A 21,071-nucleotide genomic window follows, 5' to 3' on the forward strand; every position below is an offset into this window, starting at 1 on the left:
TTTTTCTCTATCTATTGGGTGGGGTACATGGAATGAGCGTTCGTCCGCAACGCGCATTCCAAATTCCATTTTCTTTTATATTACACTCCGCAGATGTACCGTCACTGCATCGTACCATCAGTTCATCATCCTCATTAGGATTACTGGATTTTGAACCACAACCACAGGAACTCAGTTCTCCTAACGCTTTAATTGCACGGGATCTTGCTATTGGGCGATCAGCTTTTTCCAATACTTCTGTCAGAAACTCAATTACAAAATCATCGGCTTGACCCATCTTTAATAGACTTTCAGCCGCGACTAAAGCCGACAGAGGAATGTTGATTTTTCCTACATTTTTCATGCTATTTTTCACTTCTTCAATTTCTTGTTTCAGTGCAGCAACAACATTAGTTTTTGGAGAGCGTATGGTAAAGCTGATTTGATCAATTTCCAGATAAGGGATATCGGCATCCTTCTGGCGAGCAGCCTTTAGAAGCTCTTGCAGTTTTTGGTCAAGTTGCCACTTAATATCTAATTTATTCAATTTTTGGGTAAGCTGTTCGTTAGACTGAATATCAACAGAAAAATTCATAAATCCCTCCACTGGTTTAATATTTTTATGTTTTGAAACTGGGTGTGCATCTCGAACTTGAAAATTTTGATTTTGTCTTTTTATTTCTCCTCTTGCTAATTTTTGTGCTGTTTTTACCGCCTCAAACCCATTAACTAAACCGCTTCCCGTTGCCCAATCAAATCCGGGTTTAGCCGAATGTCCTCCCGTTGCAGAATTGCAATTTCCTGCAATTACATCAATGGCGGTTTGTTGCAAAATTTCTTTCGCTTGTTGGGGCGATAATTGCGGATTAACTTGCTTCATTAACGCACAAATTCCCGCCACTTGGGGCGCTGCGGCGGATGTTCCACTAAAAGCTGCCCAACCATCTTCTGAAGACGTTTCATCCGCGTCAGGATGTTGAATGCCGGGTATACCAAAAGCTGCATCTAACGTGCTTCCTGGGGGAACAGGTAAGACAATATAAGCCGCCCTGGGTTTCTTTCCCACTAACCCACAAATATCAGGAACAGTTCGCCCCGAATAGATGTTACTGCTAAAACCACTGGCATAATTACTCGCTTCTAATTTGCCCTCGGAATTGATATAAACGCCTCCAGCCGCAATGACATCTGGGTGTTGAGAGGGAAATCCCCAATGTCCATTTCCGGCGGAAAAAACAACAATAATTCCCTGATAAACTGCATCGGCAATATTAGCAGTTAAGGCAATATCATAGGCGGATAAAGGCGCATATTGTTTGCTACTTCCCCAACTACAAGAAATAACATCAGGACGCAAAGCAACCGCTTTTTTAAAGGCAGCAATGGAATTTTTGAAGTTCCATTTGATCATCGTAAAATTGATTTCAGGAGCCACAGAAAATAGATTAGCAGATTCTCCAGTTCCATGTCCATTTTCATCAACTTCGGGATTAATACATCCGGCCCCTAAAATAACTTTACCTTGATATCCATTCCGGGCAAAAAAAGGATGACGATACCATCCAGAATCGACCATGACAACGTTAATGCCTTGACCTTTAATTCCTTGTTGATGAGCCGTTACTGCATTGAGTTTATGGGCAATATCTTGGGGGATTAAATGCCAATAGGACGGACTTGGAGGAGATTCTGAAGGTAAACCGACATCGGTATAATAAACAGGTTCATTTAAGGCAATTCCTTCAATTAAATCGGATAAAGGACTAGAAGACGGATCAACAAAACCGAGCATACCAGTATCGGGAGTATCGAAAAATGTACCGATACTTTCTAATCCTCCTCCTTTGATAACGGTTTGGTCTTTAGCAACAATTTTTGTTTTAAAAACCCGCTCATACAGGTCAATAGAACCTGCAATACTGAGAGTAACTCGTCCGGTTTCTAAAACTTCAAATCCTTCTGCTTGTAGACGCTGAATCGCTAAATTAACCTGTTGAGGATGAGAATAAAATTGACTAATATTCTCATGGGTAATTTGTTCTGAGGATTGGAATAGGGAAACCCCGCCTTGGGAATGGACGGACACTTCCGCATACACAATGGATGGTAATTTACTATTTAAGTCATTCATCCCTCTGGGTGCAAATCCAATGATTGGTTTTTAACCTATCATGGATAAGTGAGAAATTTAGGATGCCTTAAGGAAAATTCAATATTTGATGAGGGCTTGATCTTTTTAAGTAACAATAACTAGAGCTAAACTTACAAATGTCCCGGCTCAGTTTCGTTAAGTTAAATGAAGTAATTTTGTGAAATTTTGCTTAACTTTAGAATTGCTGCCAAAATTTAGATCTAAAGTCAGAGGTTAAATAGGATAGAGGCTTTTACTGTATTTTGGATGAGTGATAAGGATTCTATGATTGTACAAACGCCTGATTGGGTCAAACACGCGGTATTTTATCAAATTTTTCCCGATCGCTTTGCTCAAGCTGCCATTCCGCGCAAAAAATTGTTAAGTTCTGATCGCTGGGAACAATGGGATTTACCACCGAGTTTACAAGGATATAAAGAAGGTAATTTATGGGGCGTAATTGAACAATTAGATTATTTACAAGATTTAGGGATTAATGCGATTTATTTTACCCCCATTTTTCAATCGGCTTCTAATCATCGTTACCATACCCATGATTATTATCAGATTGACCCCATATTAGGCGGAAATCCGGCGTTTGAAGAAATGCTAAAAGCGGCTCATCAACGCAATATTAAAGTTGTGTTGGATGGGGTATTTAATCATGCTAGTCGGGGCTTTTTTCAGTTTCATGATATTTTAGAAAATGGCCCCCATTCTCCTTGGTTAGATTGGTTTAAAATTGAAGGCTGGCCGTTATCAGCTTATGATGGGAGTAAACCAGCAAATTATGTGGGTTGGGCTGGAATTCGAGCGTTACCTCAATTTAATCATGATCATCCTGAAGTTAGGGAATATATCATGGAAATTGCCGAATATTGGGTTGATTTTGGCATTGATGGTTGGCGTTTAGATGTGCCATTTGAAGTGAAAACTCCGGGGTTTTGGAAGGAATTTCGAGAGCGAGTTAAAGCTATTAATCCAGAAGCTTATATTGTGGGAGAAGTGTGGGGGGATTCCAGAGAATGGTTAGATGGAACTCAATTTGATGGGGTAATGAATTATTTATTTGCTGGCCCAACTATTGCGTTTACCGCAGGCGATCGTGTTAAAATGGAATTAGTCGAAAGCCCTTCTTATTTTCCTTATCCGCCTTTATTCGCTAAAGAATATGGAGAAAAAATTCAAGCCTTATTAGAGTTATATCCTTGGGAAATTCAACTAACCCAATTGAATTTACTCGACAGTCATGATACCGCCCGATTAATTAGTATTGCTGGTGGCGATAAAGCTACGGTTCAATTAGCGACCTTATTATTATTTACGTTTCCAGGTGCCCCCAGTATTTATTATGGAGATGAAGTCGGGTTAGAAGGACAGCTTGATCCAGATTGTCGTCGTGCTTTCCCGATGAAAGAGTCTTGGCATCAAGATGTTTTAGACTATCATAAAAAACTGATTGCTATTCGTCATCATTATGCAGCTTTACGCATCGGTTCCTACAAAATCTTATATGCGAAGGGCATTGTTTATGGATTTGCTCGATGTTTAGAAAACGAAGAATTGATCATTTTTGTCAATTCGGGAACGGAACCAGCCCATATTAATTTTAAAGTGACCCAGTTGAAAACCTGTCCGAATCGGTTGATTTATGGCGAAGGTAAATTCAGTTGGAAACAAGAAGAAGATCGAACAGAATTAGAGGTGTATTTGCCTCCTCGTCAAGGGTTAATTTTAGCTAATTCTTAGGGAGCTTCAGGGATAGAAATGCAATGTCAGGGTATGGAAATACCATGCCCTGAGATTAGAAAATTACCCTATAATAAAGAATTGACTTTAATTAAATATTTGGTAATTTCATTGCATCCTATGACCCAGACTTCCCCATCTATCCTGGAAAAAATTAAAGAGATTGCGACTGCTTTAGCACCTCGGTTAATTGAAATTCGTCGCCACATTCATGCTCATCCAGAACTCAGTGGTCAAGAATATCAAACCTCTGCTTATGTCGCTGGGGTTTTGTCTTCCTGTGGAATTAAAGTTCAAGAAGGGGTGGGAAAAACGGGAGTTATCGGAGAACTCAAGGGAAAGACTACGGCGTCCCGTTGGTTTGCTATTCGTACCGATATGGACGCTTTACCCATGACCGAATTAACCGGGTTAGAGTATGCTTCTCGACAGATGGGAGTCATGCACGCCTGTGGACATGACCTGCACACCACCTTGGGACTCGGAACAGCGATGGTGCTATCTCAGTTAGATCAGGATTTTACTGGAAAAGTGAGGTTTTTATTCCAACCTGCGGAGGAAATTGCTAAAGGGGCGACCTGGATGGTACATGATAACGTCATGGAGGATGTGGCGGCGATTTTGGGGGTTCATGTATTCCCCAGTATTCCAGCCGGGTGTGTGGGCGTGCGACAGGGAGCGTTAACGGCGGCGGCGGATGATTTGGAATTAACCATTATTGGGGAGTCGGGTCATGGAGCACGACCCCATGAAGCTAAGGATGCTATTTGGATCGCAGCGCAGGTAATTACCATGTTACAACAGGCGATTAGTCGGACTCAAAATCCGTTAAGACCTGTGGTTTTATCCATTGGTCAAATTATGGGGGGACGGGCTCCTAATATTATTGCCGATCAAGTTAAATTATTAGGAACGGTGCGATCGCTTCATCCTGAAACCTACGAAGCTTTACCTAATTGGATTGAACAAATTGTGGCTAATGTCTGTCAAATGTATGGGGCAAATTATGAGTTAAATTATCGTCGGGGTGTGCCTTCAGTGCAAAATGATCCCATATTAACTCAAATTGTAGAAGAAACAGTGCGAGAAGCTTTTGGTGCTGAAGCAATTGTGAATTTACCTGAACCGTCTTTAGGAGCAGAAGATTTTTCTGTTTATTTAGATTATGCACCCGGAATGATGTTTCGTTTAGGTGTGGGACACAAAAACAAACAAAATTATCCTTTACATCATCCAAAATTTGAAATTGATGAATCTGCAATTCTCACCGGAGTGGTAACTTTAGCTTATTCTACCTATCAATATTGTCAGAAAATATTAACCCTAGAAAAGAGTTAATGGTTACAAAACCTTATATAGTCAGTCTCAATCAATTGTACAACTGTTTTGATTCCCAAATTATCGTAAGGGCGAGGGAACCTCGCCCCTAGATGGAAATCGAGGAACTGAATTAATTATTACCCTCTACCATAGCATTGAGGCTTTTTGTTGTCCAAACTTCTATTCCTTGATTCAAAGCATTCAAAACACCGAGGGTTGCTTCCATATTTTTCTTCGCGTTGTCTTGAAATTCTGTTAAGACACTGGTTTGTACAGCACCGAGATCCTCTACTTTTTTAGCATTATTGACTTGATTCAAGTAACTACTGGTCGCATTGATGTACAACTGCATCAATTCTACTTGTTTTTCTCCTAGATCTTTCATCGAAGACAAATAAATATCCCAGAAATTCTGATAAGCTTCAGATGTAGTTTGTAAATTCATAACTTCCACCTGAGTTCTGAAGATATTATTAATACTATCGGTGTAAACCTGTCCTAGATCTTTAAACAGTGTGATATAACTCTGGGTCAGTTCGGCGGCTCCACTGGGATCGATCACACTGGTTAAGGCTTGATTCGTCCCTTCTACATTGGCGTTAGCAACCTGCTTAAAAGAATCTATTGCTAACTTGTTAAATTCTATCCATTGTTGAATGAAAGGATTTTGCGTAGCCATAATTTTTCCTCATTGAGTTGGAATTAAAAACTGATAACTAGCAACTGACAAATAATCTCACAGGAAATTTTTGAGTTATTTAGAACGGGATTCACCGAGGCGATCGATCATTCCAATAATCGCTTTCATCTGAGGAGATTCTCTGGTATAGAAAACAGGATTAGCCGGATCTGCACTAGAATATCCCCAAAAATCCCAACATCCTTTAGGATTATAGGGAGTTGCATTTGAAGGCTCAACCTGTGGATATAGAACGATCATGTTATTTGTGTCGGCTATTTCATTATAACCCGTAAGGCTATAGTAATTGTTACCAATTAGTTTAGCTCCTTGTTCACAGCCATGAATCGCAACATGAACTTTGCAGCTTTCTGTTTCACAGACTTTTGGCACATAAGCATAAGCTTCCTTACTCATACTTGTATTTTTAGCCTGAATAAACTCGCTCTGATCAAACTTAATAATCTTACCCGTTGGTTGATCAGCCGGTGGATTTAATTTTCCATAAATCTGTTCCAAAACTCGCTGAGATTGCATGAAATCGCAGTCATTAATATAGGGTGTGTTCGTATCTGAACAACCCACTGATCCCTGTTGAACAATAATCGCATGACCAGCATTAACCGAATCACGATCATATTTGATTTGTTCGGGTTTTAATCCCGCAGCTTGATAAAATTTTGCAACTTGGTCAACAACTTCGGTTTTAACCACTTGATCCTTTGAACCCGTAAAGATGTAGACTCGATCATCTTTTAAGTTGTTGAGATCAGCAATTTTCTTGTCTGCTGCAAACTGAGAGGCTTTTTTAAATAATCCTTTACCGTCTGGCGCCACAAAAGCCGTTGCAGGAGTATTACAAGTTGCGGTAGCCTGTTGCAAAAATTTACTTGGATTTGTCTCGTAGGAACCGACACAATAAAACGGCCCACCTGCGATTATACCTGCTCCAACCAGTCGATCTGAATAAGCAACATGGAATTGAGCCGTCATGAAGCCACCAGAGGACAGACCAGAGACAGAGGTTTGACTTAAATCTGCTCCATAACCCTCTAGTTTGGGTACTGCTTCATCAGCCCATACTACACTGTGAACGCTCAAAAGCGTCACCCATAGAATGACTAAGAATTTTAGTTGGTTTTTATTGAATATTAAGCCTCTCAGACTCATTGCATAAAATCCTCAACTTAGGTGCATTATCAGTCATGAGCTCATAGAGAAAAAACCAGGGAGAAATGTGATGACCCTTAGTAATGAATTAAAGACTTGATTGTCAGCATGATAAAACCACATCAGCACGATCTTTAGATATCATTTTCTGTTTGTGGAAGCGGTGCTGTATCGGTCATTTCGGTGTCACGGAATGAGCTTTTGGATGAGGATTCATGCCTGTATCAAAAGCTTTTTTCAAGTTTATGAAAGCTAATTGTTGCACTATAGAGGGATAGTTTTTGACCCACCCCTACTCAGAGTTTTCAAGTGTAACTTGAGTCAACACTGTTTTAATCGTGTTGGTGCGTTTGGAGTCGCTATACTGAATCCCTTAAAACCTCCAACTTGCGGTAATCAGGTCTACTCCCTAGTTATAGATAAATCTCTAAAAGCTTTTAATACAACGCATCAGAGAGATTTCTTTATGATTAAGTTTGAAATCTCTATATGATGGTGTACATTGCCAAATTTATCTAAACTTTTGACGCTAATCAGTATATACTCACAGCGAACATTGATCAACTCTATCTACAATTTTCTTAACATTAGGCAATAGGCAATAGGCAATAGCTATAGGATAATCGGTTATTGGTACTCTGGCTATGCGAGGGTATGATTTCCTCTTTTACTCTTCCTGTAGTTATAAAAGAGGGATTATATGAAATCCTGAAATCGATGCTACAGATTAATAACCCTAAACCTCCTGTAGAGACGTTGCATGCAACGTCTCTACAAGGAACGGATGCTTAGCAAACATTTCAAAGATTTCATATTAGCATGGGGGAAAATCTGAAAATATTTTAAATCCGGTTCTTTGATTAAGAATTTCAGCGACGAAACTCGAAGAACCGGATTGAGTCTAATGATGAAATTAGGGAATTAAGGTGTCAACTCCTAACAACAAAGTTAGAAAATTATTCAGTTTCTTCAACTTTCAACGTATCACAAGGAATTTTTTCTAACTCAATGCGGGTAGGATCTCCACTGGAATAAACCTCTAAATCGGCATTAGACTCTCCAACAAATAAACAATATTCTCCTGGAAAAACAACCCGTTCAAAATATCCGCGAACGGTACTTTCCATCCGAAGAACTTGCACCTGTTTGGTGGGATTCTTATAACTGCATAAAATTTCAGTCTTAGTTGACTCTACAGGTAAATTGACGGTTTGCATGATGGTTTATTAAAGTGAAGTTTTAAAGGACAGTTGTGAAAAAGATTAACGATTTAGCTAAGATGCAGGTCAAGGAGACAGATCCCAGACATCGATTAAAAATCGAAAATGGTATTTATTTTGACTGACATGAGATAGACTCCTCCCGATGATTCGGTGCAACCCTGATTAGAATTGTTAATCTGATGATGTTATAGAATCATCATAACTTAACCATTTATGAATTAAGTTATGTTAACTAAATTATACACTTATTAATTGAGTTGCAACAACGGAAAAGTTGTCAGAATCGTCAACAAGATTCCTTTATAAACTTTTGCTTTTATCAGCACTGTGTGTAGGCTTTGTAGACGAATCTCCATAGGATAGAGTCTCCTGAACCTTAACCTTACCATTACTCTTTCCATTCCCCTGAGAATAAAAGTGGTTGTCTGTATACAGCGCAACATTTTCTAAATCTTTCGGTTGAGAATCATGTCTCATCAAACCGGATTGAAGACGGGTGGCAATTACATAAAAAACCGGAATAATATAGAGACTCAAGAACGTGGAAACAAACATTCCCCCCATGACCGCCATCCCAATGGCGACCCGACTCGCAGCCCCTGCACCTGTAGCAACAGCCAAGGGTAAAACCCCTAAAATCGTTGATAATGCGGTCATCATAATCGGTCGAAATCTTAATCGACAGGCTTCTAAGGCTGCCTGTTGAATCGATAATCCTTGTTCTCGTAATTGGTTGGCAAACTCTACAATTAAAATTGAGTTTTTCGTGGCTAACCCGATTAACATAATTAACCCAATCCGACTATAAGCATTTAAGTCAAGTTGTGCTAACCACAAAGCACCGAAGGCTCCTAATAAAGACAGAGGAACTGCTAATAAAATAATAATCGGGTCAATATAACTTTCAAATTGGGCAGCTAAGGTGAGGAAAATAAAGATGAGAGCGAGAGCAAAAATAAAGTTAGTCGCTTGACCGGCTTCTCGAAATTCTAAAGATTCTCCAGAGTAAGACGTTCGCATTTCAGGCGGTAAAATTTCTTGAGCTAGATTTTCTAATGCTTTTAACGCTTGTCCTAAACTGACACCGGGTGCTGGACTTCCTTCTAACGTTGCAGACCGAAAGCGATTAAAATGATTAATTTGGGGCGGGGTTGTTGATGTGGAAATGGTGACTAAATTACTCAATGGAATCATTTCTCCCTGTTGAGAACGCACATATAATTCTTTTAAATCTTCAGGATTGGCTCGATATTTTTCATCAGCCCGAACGATGACTTCATAACGTTGATTTCCTTGATTAAAGTTAGTAATTTCTTGCCCTCCGACTAAAATTTGTAAAGTTCGGGCAATATCTTGGACTGAAACCCCTAAATTACCAGCTTGAGAACGATCAACGCTAAGGGTTAATTCCGGTTTATTCAATTTTAAATTAGTATCAATATTCACTAATTCGGGTAAATCTCTAGCCCGAATCACAAAATCTTGAGAAACTTGGGCCAATTGTTCTAAATCATTCCCTTGTAAAACAAATTGTATGGGTTGACCTTGACCGCCGCCAGGTAATCCCCCTGGATTGGTTGGGAAAACTAAAGCATCAGTAATGCTTGAAAATTTCCCTAATAATTTTTTGACAATCGATTGTTGAGATTGTTCGGGTTGGGTTCGTTCAGACCAGGGAATTAAACGGGCAAAAGAAAACCCTGAATTGGCTTGAGATACTCCCCGACTAGAACCTGCAATAGCAAAATAACTTTCAATTTCTGGAACTTGACTGAAAATTTTCTCAACCTGCTCCACCACCCGATTTGTATAGTTTAAACTCACTCCTTCAGGAGCGGAAATCGGAGTAAAAATTCGTCCTCGATCTTCCGTTGGTAAAAATCCTTGGGGTAATTGTAAGAATAACCAAAATGTTAAGCCTAAAGCCGCAATAAATCCTAAGATTAATACCGGCTTAATTTCCATTAAGATCTGGAGCGTCCAAGCATAAATGCTAGTAATTTTATTTAAAACCCATTCAAATACATCCAAAGGAAAAGATAACAGTTTCATCAATCCCTTGGGCTGGGTTTCATGACGCAATAAACGAGCAGAAAGAGGCGGAGCTAAAGTTAAAGCAACAATCGTGGAAAATACGACTGAACCCGCTAAGGTTAAGGAAAATTCATTAAATAATCGTCCGGTTGCTCCTCCAGCAAAGGCAACGGGAACAAATACCGCAACTAAAACCACTGTGGTTGCAATCACGGCAAAAACAACTTCTCCCACGGCGGCAAACGTCGCTGGAAACGCATCTAGGCGTTTTTCTTCCATATAACGGATGATATTTTCTAAGACCACAATCGTATCATCCACGACTAAACCAGTTGCTAAGGTTAAGGCAAATAGGGTTAAGGTATTAATGGAAAATCCCATAAAAAACATGACACTAAATGCCCCAATTAAAGAAATGGGAATGGTAATGGCTGGAATTAAAGTGGCTCTCCAATTTCTTAGGAATAAAAAGATAATTAAGACGACCAACCCAATCGAAATTAACAAGCTGATCCAGACTTCTTCAATCGCCAGTTTGACAAACTCGGAATAATCAACGGCGATTTGATAGCTAACTCCTTCAGGAAAACTTTTTTTAAGTTCTGCTAATTTAGATTTAATTCCATTCGCAACTTCAATTAAATTAGCATCTGCAAGTTTACTAATTCCTAATGAAACCGCAGGAGTTCCTTTAAAACGGGCAATGACTCGATCATTTTCTGCCCCAATTTCTGCCCGTCCAATATCTCTAATTTTAACTTGCGCTCCATTGTCATTGCGTTTAATGATTAAGTCTTCATAATCTTGGGGGGTTTGTAATCTTCCCAAGGTGCGGACGGGATATTCTGTTTCTTTTCCTTCAATGCGACCACTAGGAATTTCAACGTTTTGTCTTCTTAAGGCTTGTTCAACATCTAAGGCGGTAATTTGACGGGCTGCCATTTTCACCGGATCTAACCATAATCGCATGGCATAACGGCGTTCTCCCGCAATAAAAATACTATTCACACCATCAACAGTTTCTAAAGCATTTTTAATATAAATATCGGCATAATTGCTTAATTCTAACGGAGATAAATTGTCAGAAAATAAGGCAACCCATAAAATTCTTTCATCATCTCCAGAACGTTTTTCTACAATGGGTTCATCGACTTCATTGGGTAAGCTTCTCGCCCCTCTGGCTACCCGACTTCTCACTTCTTGGGCGGCGACTTCTAAATCTCGATTTAATTCAAATTGTACAGAAATAGAACTGCTTCCTTCTCGACTATTTGAGGTTAAGGTTTTGATGCCAGCAATTCCATTAATTTGAGCTTCTAAAATTTCTGTAACTTCCGTTTCTACTACCAGGGGACTAGCCCCTGGATAACTGGTACTGACGGTTACAATAGGGGGATCAATTTTAGGATATTCCTGCACCGGAAGGCGAGTATAACCCACCACTCCTAAAATAATAATTAGCAAGGAACAAACGGACGCAAAAACAGGTCTTTTGATGAAAAAGTTTGTAAACATAATATCAGTTATGAGTTATCAGTGATCACTACTTTCTAACGTTGACCTGTGGAATTGGGTGCAGAATTAGGAGATAAAATATTAATGGCTACACCATCGGATAATTTTTGTGTACCGGAAATAATGAGTTGTTGTCCGGGTTGAAGTCCTTCTAAAATTTCAGCGCGATCGCCTTGAATTAAACCTAATTTAACCGGTTGTCTTTTAGCGGTTAATTTGTCTTGTCCTTCTGCAAGAAAGACAAAGCGTTGATCGCCTTGAAATCTAACGGCGGTCATCGGAATGACAACGGCATTTTGTTTCTGATTCCAAACTACTTGAGCCGTAACAAATTGACCATCTTTAAATAATCCTTGGCGATTATCAAAGGTTGCTTTAGCTAAAATCGTTTGAGAGTCTTGATTAACTGACGGCGAAATAAAACTCATTCGTCCGGTTGCTAAAACTTTTCCCTGAGCATCAACCATTTGCACGGGTAATCCTATTTTTAAATCGGCTTTGTGTTCTAAGGAAATCGGTAAACGTAATTCTAATTGATCATTGGTGGTTAAACGGGTGAGAATATCCCCTTTACCGACATAATCTCCGACTTTAATATCCACATCTCCAACAATGCCAGTAAAGGGGGCTAAAATGGCGGTTTCTTGCAATTGAACTTCAATACTGCGAACTTGTGCGGCGGCTTCTGCGACTTGAGCTTCCGCTTGTTGAATTTCTTGAATCCGAGTTCCGTTTTCTAATTGTCTTAATGCTTGTTCTTCCTGTTCTACAACCGCCCGACGTAAATTAATTTCTGATTTTCGGTTTTTTTGTAATTGTTCTAAACGACGTTGAGCCGCTTGTAAATTGGCATCAGAACTATTTTTTTGAGAGATTAAAGCATCAAATTCATCTTGAGAAATTGCCCCAGAACGGCTTAATTCTTCAAATCGATTCACTCGGTTTTGAGCTAATTCTGCTTCAGCTTGAATGGAATCTATTTGAGATTTAGCTTGATTAATTTCTGCTAATAAACTCCCCGATTCTGCATCTGCTAATCTCGCTTTTGCTTCGGCTAATTTTGCCCGTCCCTGAGCAATTTCTTCTGGGCGACTTCCAGCTTGTAATTCTGCTAAACGAGCTTGAGCGCGAACTAAATTTGCTTTGGTTTGCGTTAAACTGGCTTCAACATTATCACTTTTTAAGCGAGCGATCGCATCTCCCTGTTGAATCATCTGCCCAGATTCAACTAAGATTTGAGTAATTCGCCCTTCAATTTCGGGTTTAATATCGACTGCCCGTTTTGCCTCTAATGTTCCGACAAATTCTGAGGTTTCTGACAAATTTTCCGTTTCTACCGCAGCAATTCTAACAGCATTTCCTCGGCGAGTCTTGGATGTGTCTGCCATTGGATTTTGCTCATTTTTTGGGGTTGCTTGCCACCATTGTCCTCCGACAAAACCTAGACCTAATGCTATTAAGGTAACTAGGAGTATTTGTAATCCACTTTGTTTAGAACTGGCAGGTTCTGTAGCCGTTTTTAAAGGTAAAGCTTGAGGATGGAGATCGGTTTTGATGGCAGGATTTTCCTGCCCAGTCCACTCTTTATCCTGCTCTTTTGTGGTAGATTTAGGGAATTGCGAATAAGACATGGTTCAACCAAAATTGAGGTCTTTTTTACGGAGCAGAATCATGAGAAAATGAAGATAAATTCAGAATTTAACTAAACGTTACAATTTGTTAAATTCACCCAACATCTTTCCAGAGGTAGAGGTACAATGAGAAAACGTTTCTTTTTCCAAACATTGATACAACCACTCCATTTCAGATTGAAGCATCGATTTTGCACGTTCCCAACTAGCAGCTTGAAAAGAGTCTGTCACCAAATTACCCATTTCTTGACTCTCTAAATAAGCTTGTCGTTGATGACAAACTCTTAAGCGATTTTCAATGAGTTGTATTCGTTCTGAAGACTCTAAATCCCCAAAAAAGAAATATTTGACTAAAAATCGAGAGCGACTTTTCACCCAACTTTCTTGAGGATGTTCTAACATTTTCTCCCGCCAACGAATGCAGCCACTCGGAGTAATGGCATAAATTCTGCGACTCACTCCCGCATCCCCAGACTCTTCTAGCAAGACCTGGATGTGACCCCGATCTTCTAAACGTTTGAGTAAAGGATAAATCGCTCCATAGTTGACACTCATAGAACTACTGAGAAACAACTCCAGTCGCTGTTTCAGTCGATAACCATGTAAAGGTTCTCGCTGTAATAGCCCCAAGGCGGATAGTTCTAACATTATATCAAATTGATAGTTGATTCAGTTCATTTTACGGCAGTTACCCAGAACGTTAGGATATTAATCATCGCTTTAAGCCTCAATTTTCAAGCAGGGTGTTTCTATCTCCTGAGTTCTGGCTTCTGCTTCCTACTATAAAACCCTACTAGGAATATTTTACCGAGTAGGGTCATAGAAGGTTATTTTAGGGTATGGAACTCACCATCCCCTTTATCTATCGCCACGATGAAGCGAAAGCAGATGATCACCTTTTGAAATCAAGAGAGAGCAAGGAACATCACCTGTTTAATCACGACGTGGAAGAATAATTGGTTATATGAAATCCTTAAATCTTTGCTACAGATAATTAGAGAGCGCGTGAAGCAGAAAAATTGCCCATTGCAAAAGTGCCGCTTCCCTATTCGTAATTCGTAATTCGTAATTTGTAATTCCCCATTGCCTTTTGTAGCATTCTTTTCAGGATTTCATATTAGATTCACCCAAGAACAACGCTTGAGAAGCTTAACTTAATGGACTTCTCCCCGTAATGCTTCTGCATCAATGGGTTTGGTGATATAAATTCTAAATAAATTCCATAACGTTGAACAGTTAGAGGGTAATTTCAATAAGAATTTAACCCATTTCGGTTGGTTTCTGGCATCAATTTTTTGGTTTTTCATATTATTCTCAGAACATTTTTCTAGTCTACGGAAAAATTCGGGATGTTCTGTATCTAATACTTCTGGAAATGCTCTTAACGAGGTTTCATTCGTTTTGCGAACAACATGACGATTATATTCTTTTGCATCTAACCCTAAAGTTTCATAGAAATCCGCCCGTTCATCAACGGTTAAGGTATGGGTTGCAAACACGGTTAACAGGAAAAATCGAGCCCATAATCTGCCTTGCCAACCTTGCCACATTTGAGGTTGAGAACGTAATAAAACCTTAAAGAAATCTCCATGTCGGTTCTCATCTTGACACCAACTTTCAAAATAACGAAATAGGGGATAATATTGATGTTCGGGATGAGTTTCTAAATGGCGAAAAACCGTAATATAACGCCAATAGCCAATTTTTTCGGACAAATAAACTGCATAAATAATCCACTCCGGTTTAAAGAAAGTATACGTCCGGTTTTTGGTTAAATATCCTAAATCTAAGGATAAGTTAAAATCCGACATGGCTTTATTAATAAATCCAGCATGACGCGCTTCATCTCTGGCTAATAAATGAAAGGCTTCTGCTAACACAGGATTGCGATCTTTAAGTTGACGGGATAACTCTTTAAATAATAAAAATCCAGAAAATTCAGACGTACAAGACCGTTCTAAAAAGTCAACAAATGCCAGCCTTGTTCTCTCATCAATTTGTTCCCAACTTTGTTCAAATTCTTCATCCCGAACAAAATGATGACGGTTATAGTCTGACCGTAATTCCTGTAAAACGGCTGAAAATTCTTCCTCATAGGCGGATAAGTCTAGGTTCGCCATCGCTTCAAAATCTGTGGTGTAGAAGCGGGGAGTTAGCAATGTTTCTTTAACAGGATTTTTAATACCGGGGCGCAGTTCTTGAGTTCCGGGGTTTTGGACAGTATTCACCATCGCTGCGAGTCCTTAAATATTACTGATTAGTTATTAAACTATATGACTCCGGTTTTGTCTAGTACCCTGGGTTATTTTTTTTGCCTGTAAAGAATTGTAAAGAATATATAACCAATCAGCGATATAGTGATATACTCATTCGAGTAGTGAAGACAAAACCTTGTTTTCCTCTGTTGGGAATGGGTTAAGTCTTCAGAGAAGTTTCATCTTAAATCCCTTGATAAAACCATGACAAACTTAGCTGAAAAACTCAAACTCGGAACCCAACAATCCCATAGTAATGCGGAACATACCGGATTTATGAAAAACTTTTTATCAGGGGGTGTGAGTCGAGATTCTTTTTGTCAACTGTTAAGTAATTTATACTTTGTTTATCGTCAATTAGAATCCGAATTGCAATGCCATCAAACCCATCCCATTATTAGCAAAATTTATTGTCCAGAACTAAATCGCAAAGCCAATTTAGAAAAAGACTTAACCTTTTATTATGGAGATCATTGGCAAAATAATATTGCTCCGTCTCCAGCCGCACAAGCTTATGTTTCCCGACTGCGTGAACTGTCTGCCACCGAACCCGTTTTATTAATTGCTCATGCTTATACTCGCTACATGGGTGATTTATCTGGGGGTCAAAGCTTAAAGAAAATTGCCCAATCTATTTTTCATTTAGAAGAACATCAAGGCATTTGTTTCTATGAATTTGATCAAATTCCTGATGTGAATGAATTTAAAACCCAATATCGTCAAAAATTAAATGAATTAATCTTGAATGAAGAACTACAAGATCAAATTGTAGTAGAAGCCAATAACGCTTTTACCCTCAATATTGCTATGTTGAGAGATTTAGGACAAACCCAAAGTCCAGTAACCGTTTAATTCATTTTTTTATAATCTGCAATTACAACTGATTTAGGAGACTCTATCAATGGTTTTTTCGGTAGCGAATGTGGCGTTTGATTTTGATTTAATTCAGAAATATGATAATGCAGTTCCTCGTTATACAAGCTATCCCCCAGCAACGGAATTAAAAGATGACTTTAGTTCCTTAGATTGGGAATTTGCTATCACTGAATCCAATCAACGTCAATCGCCCTTATCGCTTTATTTCCATATCCCCTTTTGTCAAAGTGCTTGTTATTTCTGTGGCTGTAATGTGATTGTTACTAATAGTAAAAATGCAGCAAAAAGCTATATTGATTATTTGTCAAAAGAAATTGATTTTACCTCCCAATTTATTGATACTCGTCGCCCAGTAACGCAACTGCACTGGGGCGGAGGAACACCGAATTACTTATCTTTAGAACAGGTAGATTCCTTATGGGAAAACATTAACCAGCATTTTAAGTTTGCTGATAAAGCCGAAATTTCTATTGAGATTAATCCTCGATATGTTGATAAAAACTATATCTTTTTCTTGAAAGAGATTGGGTTTAATCGGATTAGTTTTGGCATTCAAGATTTTAATCCTCAAGTTCAAGAAGCAGTGAATCGGGTGCAACCGGAATCTTTACTGTTTAATGTGATGGAATGGATTAAAGATGCGGGGTTTGAAAGTGTGAATGTGGACTTAATTTATGGTTTACCTTTTCAAACGCTGCATAGTTTTAAAGAAACGATTCAAAAAACGATTAAACTCGATCCAGCTCGGATTGCAATTTTTAATTTTGCTTATGTTCCCTGGATGAAACCTGTCCAGAAAAATATTCCTGAATTTGCTTTACCGAAACCCCATGAAAAATTAGAAATTTGGCAAATGTCTATTCAAGAATTAACCGAACAAGGTTATGTATTTATTGGCATGGATCACTTTGCAAAACCTAATGATGAATTAGCGATCGCTCAACAAAATTCAGCCTTAAAACGGAATTTTCAAGGCTATACAACCAAACCCGAAGCTGAACTGTATGGATTTGGGTTAACTTCTATTAGTATGTTAGAAGATACCTATGCTCAAAACTATAAACGCTTAAAAGAGTATTATCAAGCAATTGATCAAGGGATTTTACCTGTTAGCAAAGGGTTTAAATTAAGCCGAGATGATGTTCTCAGACGAGATGTGATTATGCAAATTATGTCTAATTTCTACTTAGACAAATCTCAAATTGAATCTAAATATCATCTCGATTTTGATACCTACTTTGCTGAAGAATTAATGCGGATGAGTCCATTAATTGCAGATGGGTTAGTTCAATCCAATTATGATTCGATTGTAGTGACAAACTTAGGCAGACTGTTAGTAAGAAATATTGCCTTTTTGTTTGATACCCATACTGCTGCTCAACAGCAACAACGATTATCCAGGGCGATTTAATTGCCAGATTGTCCAGAATCCGCTAAGGTGGGTTATGCCCACCTTTATTTTTAGGTTGTCATTGGATCTATGGCTTATTTTTGGTTTAAATCCTTTCATTTGATCGGAATTGTTGTCTGGTTTGCGGGTTTATTTTATCTGGTGCGATTATTTGTCTATCATGCTGAAGCTGAAGATAAACCTGAACCCGCTCGCAGCATTTTAAAAGAACAATATCAATTGATGGAAAAACGCCTTTATGGGATTATTACAACCCCAGGAATGGTGGTAACTGTAACAATGGCGATCGCACTTTTAATTACAGAACCCAGTCTATTAAAAGATATCTGGCTGCATCTGAAGTTAGGATTAGTTGCGCTTTTAGTTGCTTATCATTTTTATTGTGGTTGGATTATGCGACAATTAGCCACCAATAAAATTATGTTCACCAGTCAACAATTCCGAGGATTAAATGAAGTTCCAACGGTTCTTTTATTAATGATTGTGTTGCTGGCGGTCTTCAAAAATAATTTACCAGTTAACACAACCATTGCCGTTGTCGGTTGTTTTGTTTTAGGGATGATTATCTTCTTCCAACTTTATGCCTTACATCGCCAAAGAAACACACAACAAGTTGTTAGCTAGTCAGCTAATATTAATCAACTATTAATAAAGTAAAGATAACCTAAATAAAAGAGCCACATTCATTAAATTGTGGTTCTTTTATTTTTATAAATTTATCTTTAAAAAAAGAAGAAAACCGCTATTAATAAGCAGTAAAAAAAAATAAGTTGCCGACTGATAATGACCAGATTCTTCATTCCGCTATCACTTTATTCAGAATGACAGTGCCAATCATTTTGTATCAGAGCTTATTATAATCTTTAATTGAGTAATCGTTCAACAGATATCTCAATATTGGGAAAAGCCAGAGGGTTGACGTTCCCTTGATTTAAGGTCTGTTGAGTCAAATAACTGTTATTTTCAGGTTCTCGAAAGATGATTAATTGTTTTTGGGATAAATCTAAAACCCAATATTCTTGAATTTGAGCTTGAGCGTAAATTGATAATTTTAATTCTAAATCTTTTTTTAAACTACTTTTAGCGACTTCTATGATCCAAAAAATATCCTCAGCATAGGGATGATGATCTTTATACATAGACTTCGGAAGTCGGACAATGGCAATATCCGGTTCAGGTTCCGAGTCAGAAAGGGTAATGGGGCCATTAAACCGAACATGAGCTTGATTTGCTAACAAAGTTTGTAAGTATTCTGTACCTTCCTCAGCAGTATAATAATGAATGGGAGTTTCAGGGCTCATTTCAACAATCTCACCTGTTAATAGTTCAACGTTTCGATCACGCAAAATTCCAGCATCAATCATCTGGTGATAATCCTCTACAGACCATTTTGCTAACGTTTTCATGGCAGAATTACTTATTTTTATTATAGAACTTGCTTGTTTTTATTCTAACATTTTTTAGAGCTTGATCACAAATCTTATCACTCTACTAAAATCAAAAATATAGCCTTGATTTGATCAAAATTTCAACGGGGAAAGTACCCCGTCAGACTGTTTCCTTTTAACACAATCCTATAGAGGCGGATGATTTAAAAAAGGAACATTAACCACTTCTGCCTCTATGTCACCCACCTTAACTTTTGAACCTAATCCACCCGCTTTTTTGCGAATATAACCTAAGCCAAAATGTTCTCCATCGAGGTTCGTATAACTGGTTAATTTTCCAGCTTTAGCCTCATCAATATAAATCGGTGTTTCGGGTGAAACTGACCCACTTAAACGCAACCCCCAAAGCAGTTGTTTTACCCCTTTATAAGTATTAAGACGAGCAATGGTTTCTTGACCAATGTAACACCCTTTATCAAAGGATAGGGTTTGCCATAAACCCGCTTCCAAAGGATTGTAATCTTCTGTTAATTCCGCATCAGGTACGGGACGACCTTGGCGAATGCGTAAATGTTGCCAAACAATTTCACCCAAGGGTACAGCACCTTTCTCAGTTAAAATTTTCCAGACCGATGCAGCAATAGAAGTAGGAATAATCAAGGTATAACCCTCAGTTGATAAACCACTTCCTACCGCCACAAGGAGGGATGAACCCGCTATTTCTAATATTTGATGACAGCCGTAGGGTTGTTGTTGAAGGTCTTGTACACCCAACTGATTCAGAAGGTTGGAACTATTGGGGCCTAAAATATTAAAAATAGCATAATCGCTGCTAATATCCTGCAATTGGATTTGATCCATCGGAAAAATATAACGATCTAACCACTGGATTAACTGCTGATGACGGTTGGGTGAAATTAACACCAGAATAGTATCTTCTGTGATTAATACTGTTGCTAGGTCGAGGGTTCTCGCCGTTGAAGTTACAAATACTGTATCGCAACCTTGTCCGGGTTTGAGAATCTGAATAGAATTGGTACTTTGATTATGTAAAAATCGCAGTCGGTCTTCCCCAGAAATTTTTAACAGTCCCCAATGAGATCGATCATAGATAGCAACACTTTTTTGAGTGGCTTCAATGGCTTCAGGATCATTTTTAAAACTCATCGGAATGACTGAGCCTAGACTGGAGGTTTCCAAAATAGCACCCATCTCGGCTTGTAAATTTTGTAAGTCTGAAGTCATGGTTTGCATTTGATGATTAAAAGGGTTTCAACATTGATGATTATAGTCAATTAAGCGGGAAAATGGGTGGCTGCATCGGGCAAGTTTGCAAATAAATTTTCAATAATTTGACGAGTTTTAGATTCGAGATTTTGCCAATGAACATCCCCGGTTTCTTGAACAATTAAGTGGGTATCAATTTCAACTTCAAAACTTTCTTGAGACCCATGAGTCGGTTGATAGTTTTGAAAACAAATTTGATAACACAATTCCCAAATATCCAGACTCACTTGTTGACCATTATGCTGTAGGTTGAGTCGATATCCTGGGAAGGGATCTTGGATTTCTTCATAGGTTCCTGTCCAACTCGATTCATCTAATTGTTGACGGATGTTGTCAAGAAGACGAATAAAAGCAGGCTGCATCAGTAGTTCAGCTTGCTGCCAAGCCATTTGATCTTTAATTTTAGGTCTCATGGATTTGAAT

General features: G+C 38.6%; 16 protein-coding genes. 5 read left to right on the plus strand and 11 right to left on the minus strand.

What is annotated here, in order from left to right:
• Positions 1 to 7: 7 nt before the first annotated feature.
• Positions 8 to 2,110, minus strand: coding sequence for a S8 family serine peptidase (locus tag ACKPEB_RS20120; protein WP_408966776.1), 2,103 nt, complete (start codon positions 2,108 to 2,110; stop codon positions 8 to 10).
• Between the two features lie 285 nt (positions 2,111 to 2,395).
• Between ACKPEB_RS20120 and ACKPEB_RS20125 the strand changes: the two genes are divergently transcribed.
• Entirely contained in the window at positions 2,396 to 3,859 is a 1,464-nt protein-coding gene (locus tag ACKPEB_RS20125; RefSeq protein ID WP_408966777.1) for a glycoside hydrolase family 13 protein, read from the plus strand.
• 141 nt (positions 3,860 to 4,000) lie between these two features.
• Positions 4,001 to 5,197, plus strand: a complete 1,197-nt coding sequence (locus ACKPEB_RS20130; RefSeq protein ID WP_408966799.1) for a M20 family metallopeptidase — start codon at positions 4,001 to 4,003, stop codon at positions 5,195 to 5,197.
• A 112-nt stretch (positions 5,198 to 5,309) separates the two neighbouring features.
• Here ACKPEB_RS20130 and ACKPEB_RS20135 read toward each other — a convergent pair whose 3' ends face one another.
• From ACKPEB_RS20135 to acsF, 7 genes are all read right to left on the minus strand, one after another.
• Entirely contained in the window at positions 5,310 to 5,858 is a 549-nt protein-coding gene (locus tag ACKPEB_RS20135; protein WP_408966778.1) for a phasin family protein, read from the minus strand.
• A gap of 75 nt (positions 5,859 to 5,933) precedes the next feature.
• Positions 5,934 to 7,028 carry a hypothetical protein gene (locus ACKPEB_RS20140; protein ID WP_408966779.1) on the minus strand — a complete coding sequence of 365 codons (1,095 nt, stop codon included), beginning with the start codon at positions 7,026 to 7,028 and terminating at the stop codon, positions 5,934 to 5,936.
• 956 nt (positions 7,029 to 7,984) lie between these two features.
• Positions 7,985 to 8,245 (minus strand): DUF1830 domain-containing protein, encoded by a 261-nt coding sequence (locus ACKPEB_RS20145; protein ID WP_408966780.1) that lies wholly within the window; start codon positions 8,243 to 8,245, stop codon positions 7,985 to 7,987.
• A 306-nt stretch (positions 8,246 to 8,551) separates the two neighbouring features.
• On the minus strand, positions 8,552 to 11,800 hold the full coding sequence (locus tag ACKPEB_RS20150) for an efflux RND transporter permease subunit (RefSeq protein WP_408966781.1): 3,249 nt from the start codon (positions 11,798 to 11,800) through the stop codon (positions 8,552 to 8,554).
• Positions 11,801 to 11,835: 35 nt separating this feature from the next.
• Positions 11,836 to 13,431 carry an efflux RND transporter periplasmic adaptor subunit gene (locus tag ACKPEB_RS20155; protein WP_408966782.1) on the minus strand — a complete coding sequence of 532 codons (1,596 nt, stop codon included), beginning with the start codon at positions 13,429 to 13,431 and terminating at the stop codon, positions 11,836 to 11,838.
• A 78-nt stretch (positions 13,432 to 13,509) separates the two neighbouring features.
• A complete protein-coding gene (locus ACKPEB_RS20160; protein WP_408966783.1) occupies positions 13,510 to 14,079 on the minus strand; it encodes a PadR family transcriptional regulator in 570 nt (189 codons plus the stop codon).
• A gap of 506 nt (positions 14,080 to 14,585) precedes the next feature.
• Positions 14,586 to 15,662, minus strand: a complete 1,077-nt coding sequence (gene acsF / locus ACKPEB_RS20165; RefSeq protein ID WP_408966784.1) for a magnesium-protoporphyrin IX monomethyl ester (oxidative) cyclase — start codon at positions 15,660 to 15,662, stop codon at positions 14,586 to 14,588.
• Positions 15,663 to 15,890: 228 nt separating this feature from the next.
• Between acsF and ACKPEB_RS20170 the strand changes: the two genes are divergently transcribed.
• The 3 genes from ACKPEB_RS20170 to hemJ all read left to right on the plus strand — a co-directional run bounded on the left by ACKPEB_RS20170 (position 15,891) and on the right by hemJ (position 18,597).
• Complete coding sequence (locus tag ACKPEB_RS20170; RefSeq protein ID WP_408966785.1) at positions 15,891 to 16,538, plus strand: heme oxygenase (biliverdin-producing); 648 nt, start codon at positions 15,891 to 15,893, stop codon at positions 16,536 to 16,538.
• A 49-nt stretch (positions 16,539 to 16,587) separates the two neighbouring features.
• Complete coding sequence (hemN, locus tag ACKPEB_RS20175) at positions 16,588 to 17,973, plus strand: oxygen-independent coproporphyrinogen III oxidase (RefSeq protein ID WP_408966786.1); 1,386 nt, start codon at positions 16,588 to 16,590, stop codon at positions 17,971 to 17,973.
• Positions 17,974 to 18,042: 69 nt separating this feature from the next.
• On the plus strand, positions 18,043 to 18,597 hold the full coding sequence (hemJ, locus tag ACKPEB_RS20180) for a protoporphyrinogen oxidase HemJ (protein WP_408966787.1): 555 nt from the start codon (positions 18,043 to 18,045) through the stop codon (positions 18,595 to 18,597).
• A gap of 239 nt (positions 18,598 to 18,836) precedes the next feature.
• Here hemJ and ACKPEB_RS20185 read toward each other — a convergent pair whose 3' ends face one another.
• The 3 genes from ACKPEB_RS20185 to ACKPEB_RS20195 all read right to left on the minus strand — a co-directional run bounded on the left by ACKPEB_RS20185 (position 18,837) and on the right by ACKPEB_RS20195 (position 21,061).
• Positions 18,837 to 19,379 carry a Uma2 family endonuclease gene (locus tag ACKPEB_RS20185; RefSeq protein ID WP_408966788.1) on the minus strand — a complete coding sequence of 181 codons (543 nt, stop codon included), beginning with the start codon at positions 19,377 to 19,379 and terminating at the stop codon, positions 18,837 to 18,839.
• 168 nt (positions 19,380 to 19,547) lie between these two features.
• Entirely contained in the window at positions 19,548 to 20,606 is a 1,059-nt protein-coding gene (locus ACKPEB_RS20190) for a YgfZ/GcvT domain-containing protein (RefSeq protein ID WP_408966789.1), read from the minus strand.
• A gap of 50 nt (positions 20,607 to 20,656) precedes the next feature.
• A complete protein-coding gene (locus ACKPEB_RS20195; protein WP_408966790.1) occupies positions 20,657 to 21,061 on the minus strand; it encodes a hypothetical protein in 405 nt (134 codons plus the stop codon).
• Between the last annotated feature and the right edge of the window lie 10 nt (positions 21,062 to 21,071).

This window comes from Planktothrix sp., assembly GCF_046067725.1.
Lineage (GTDB): Bacteria > Cyanobacteriota > Cyanobacteriia > Cyanobacteriales > Microcoleaceae > Planktothrix.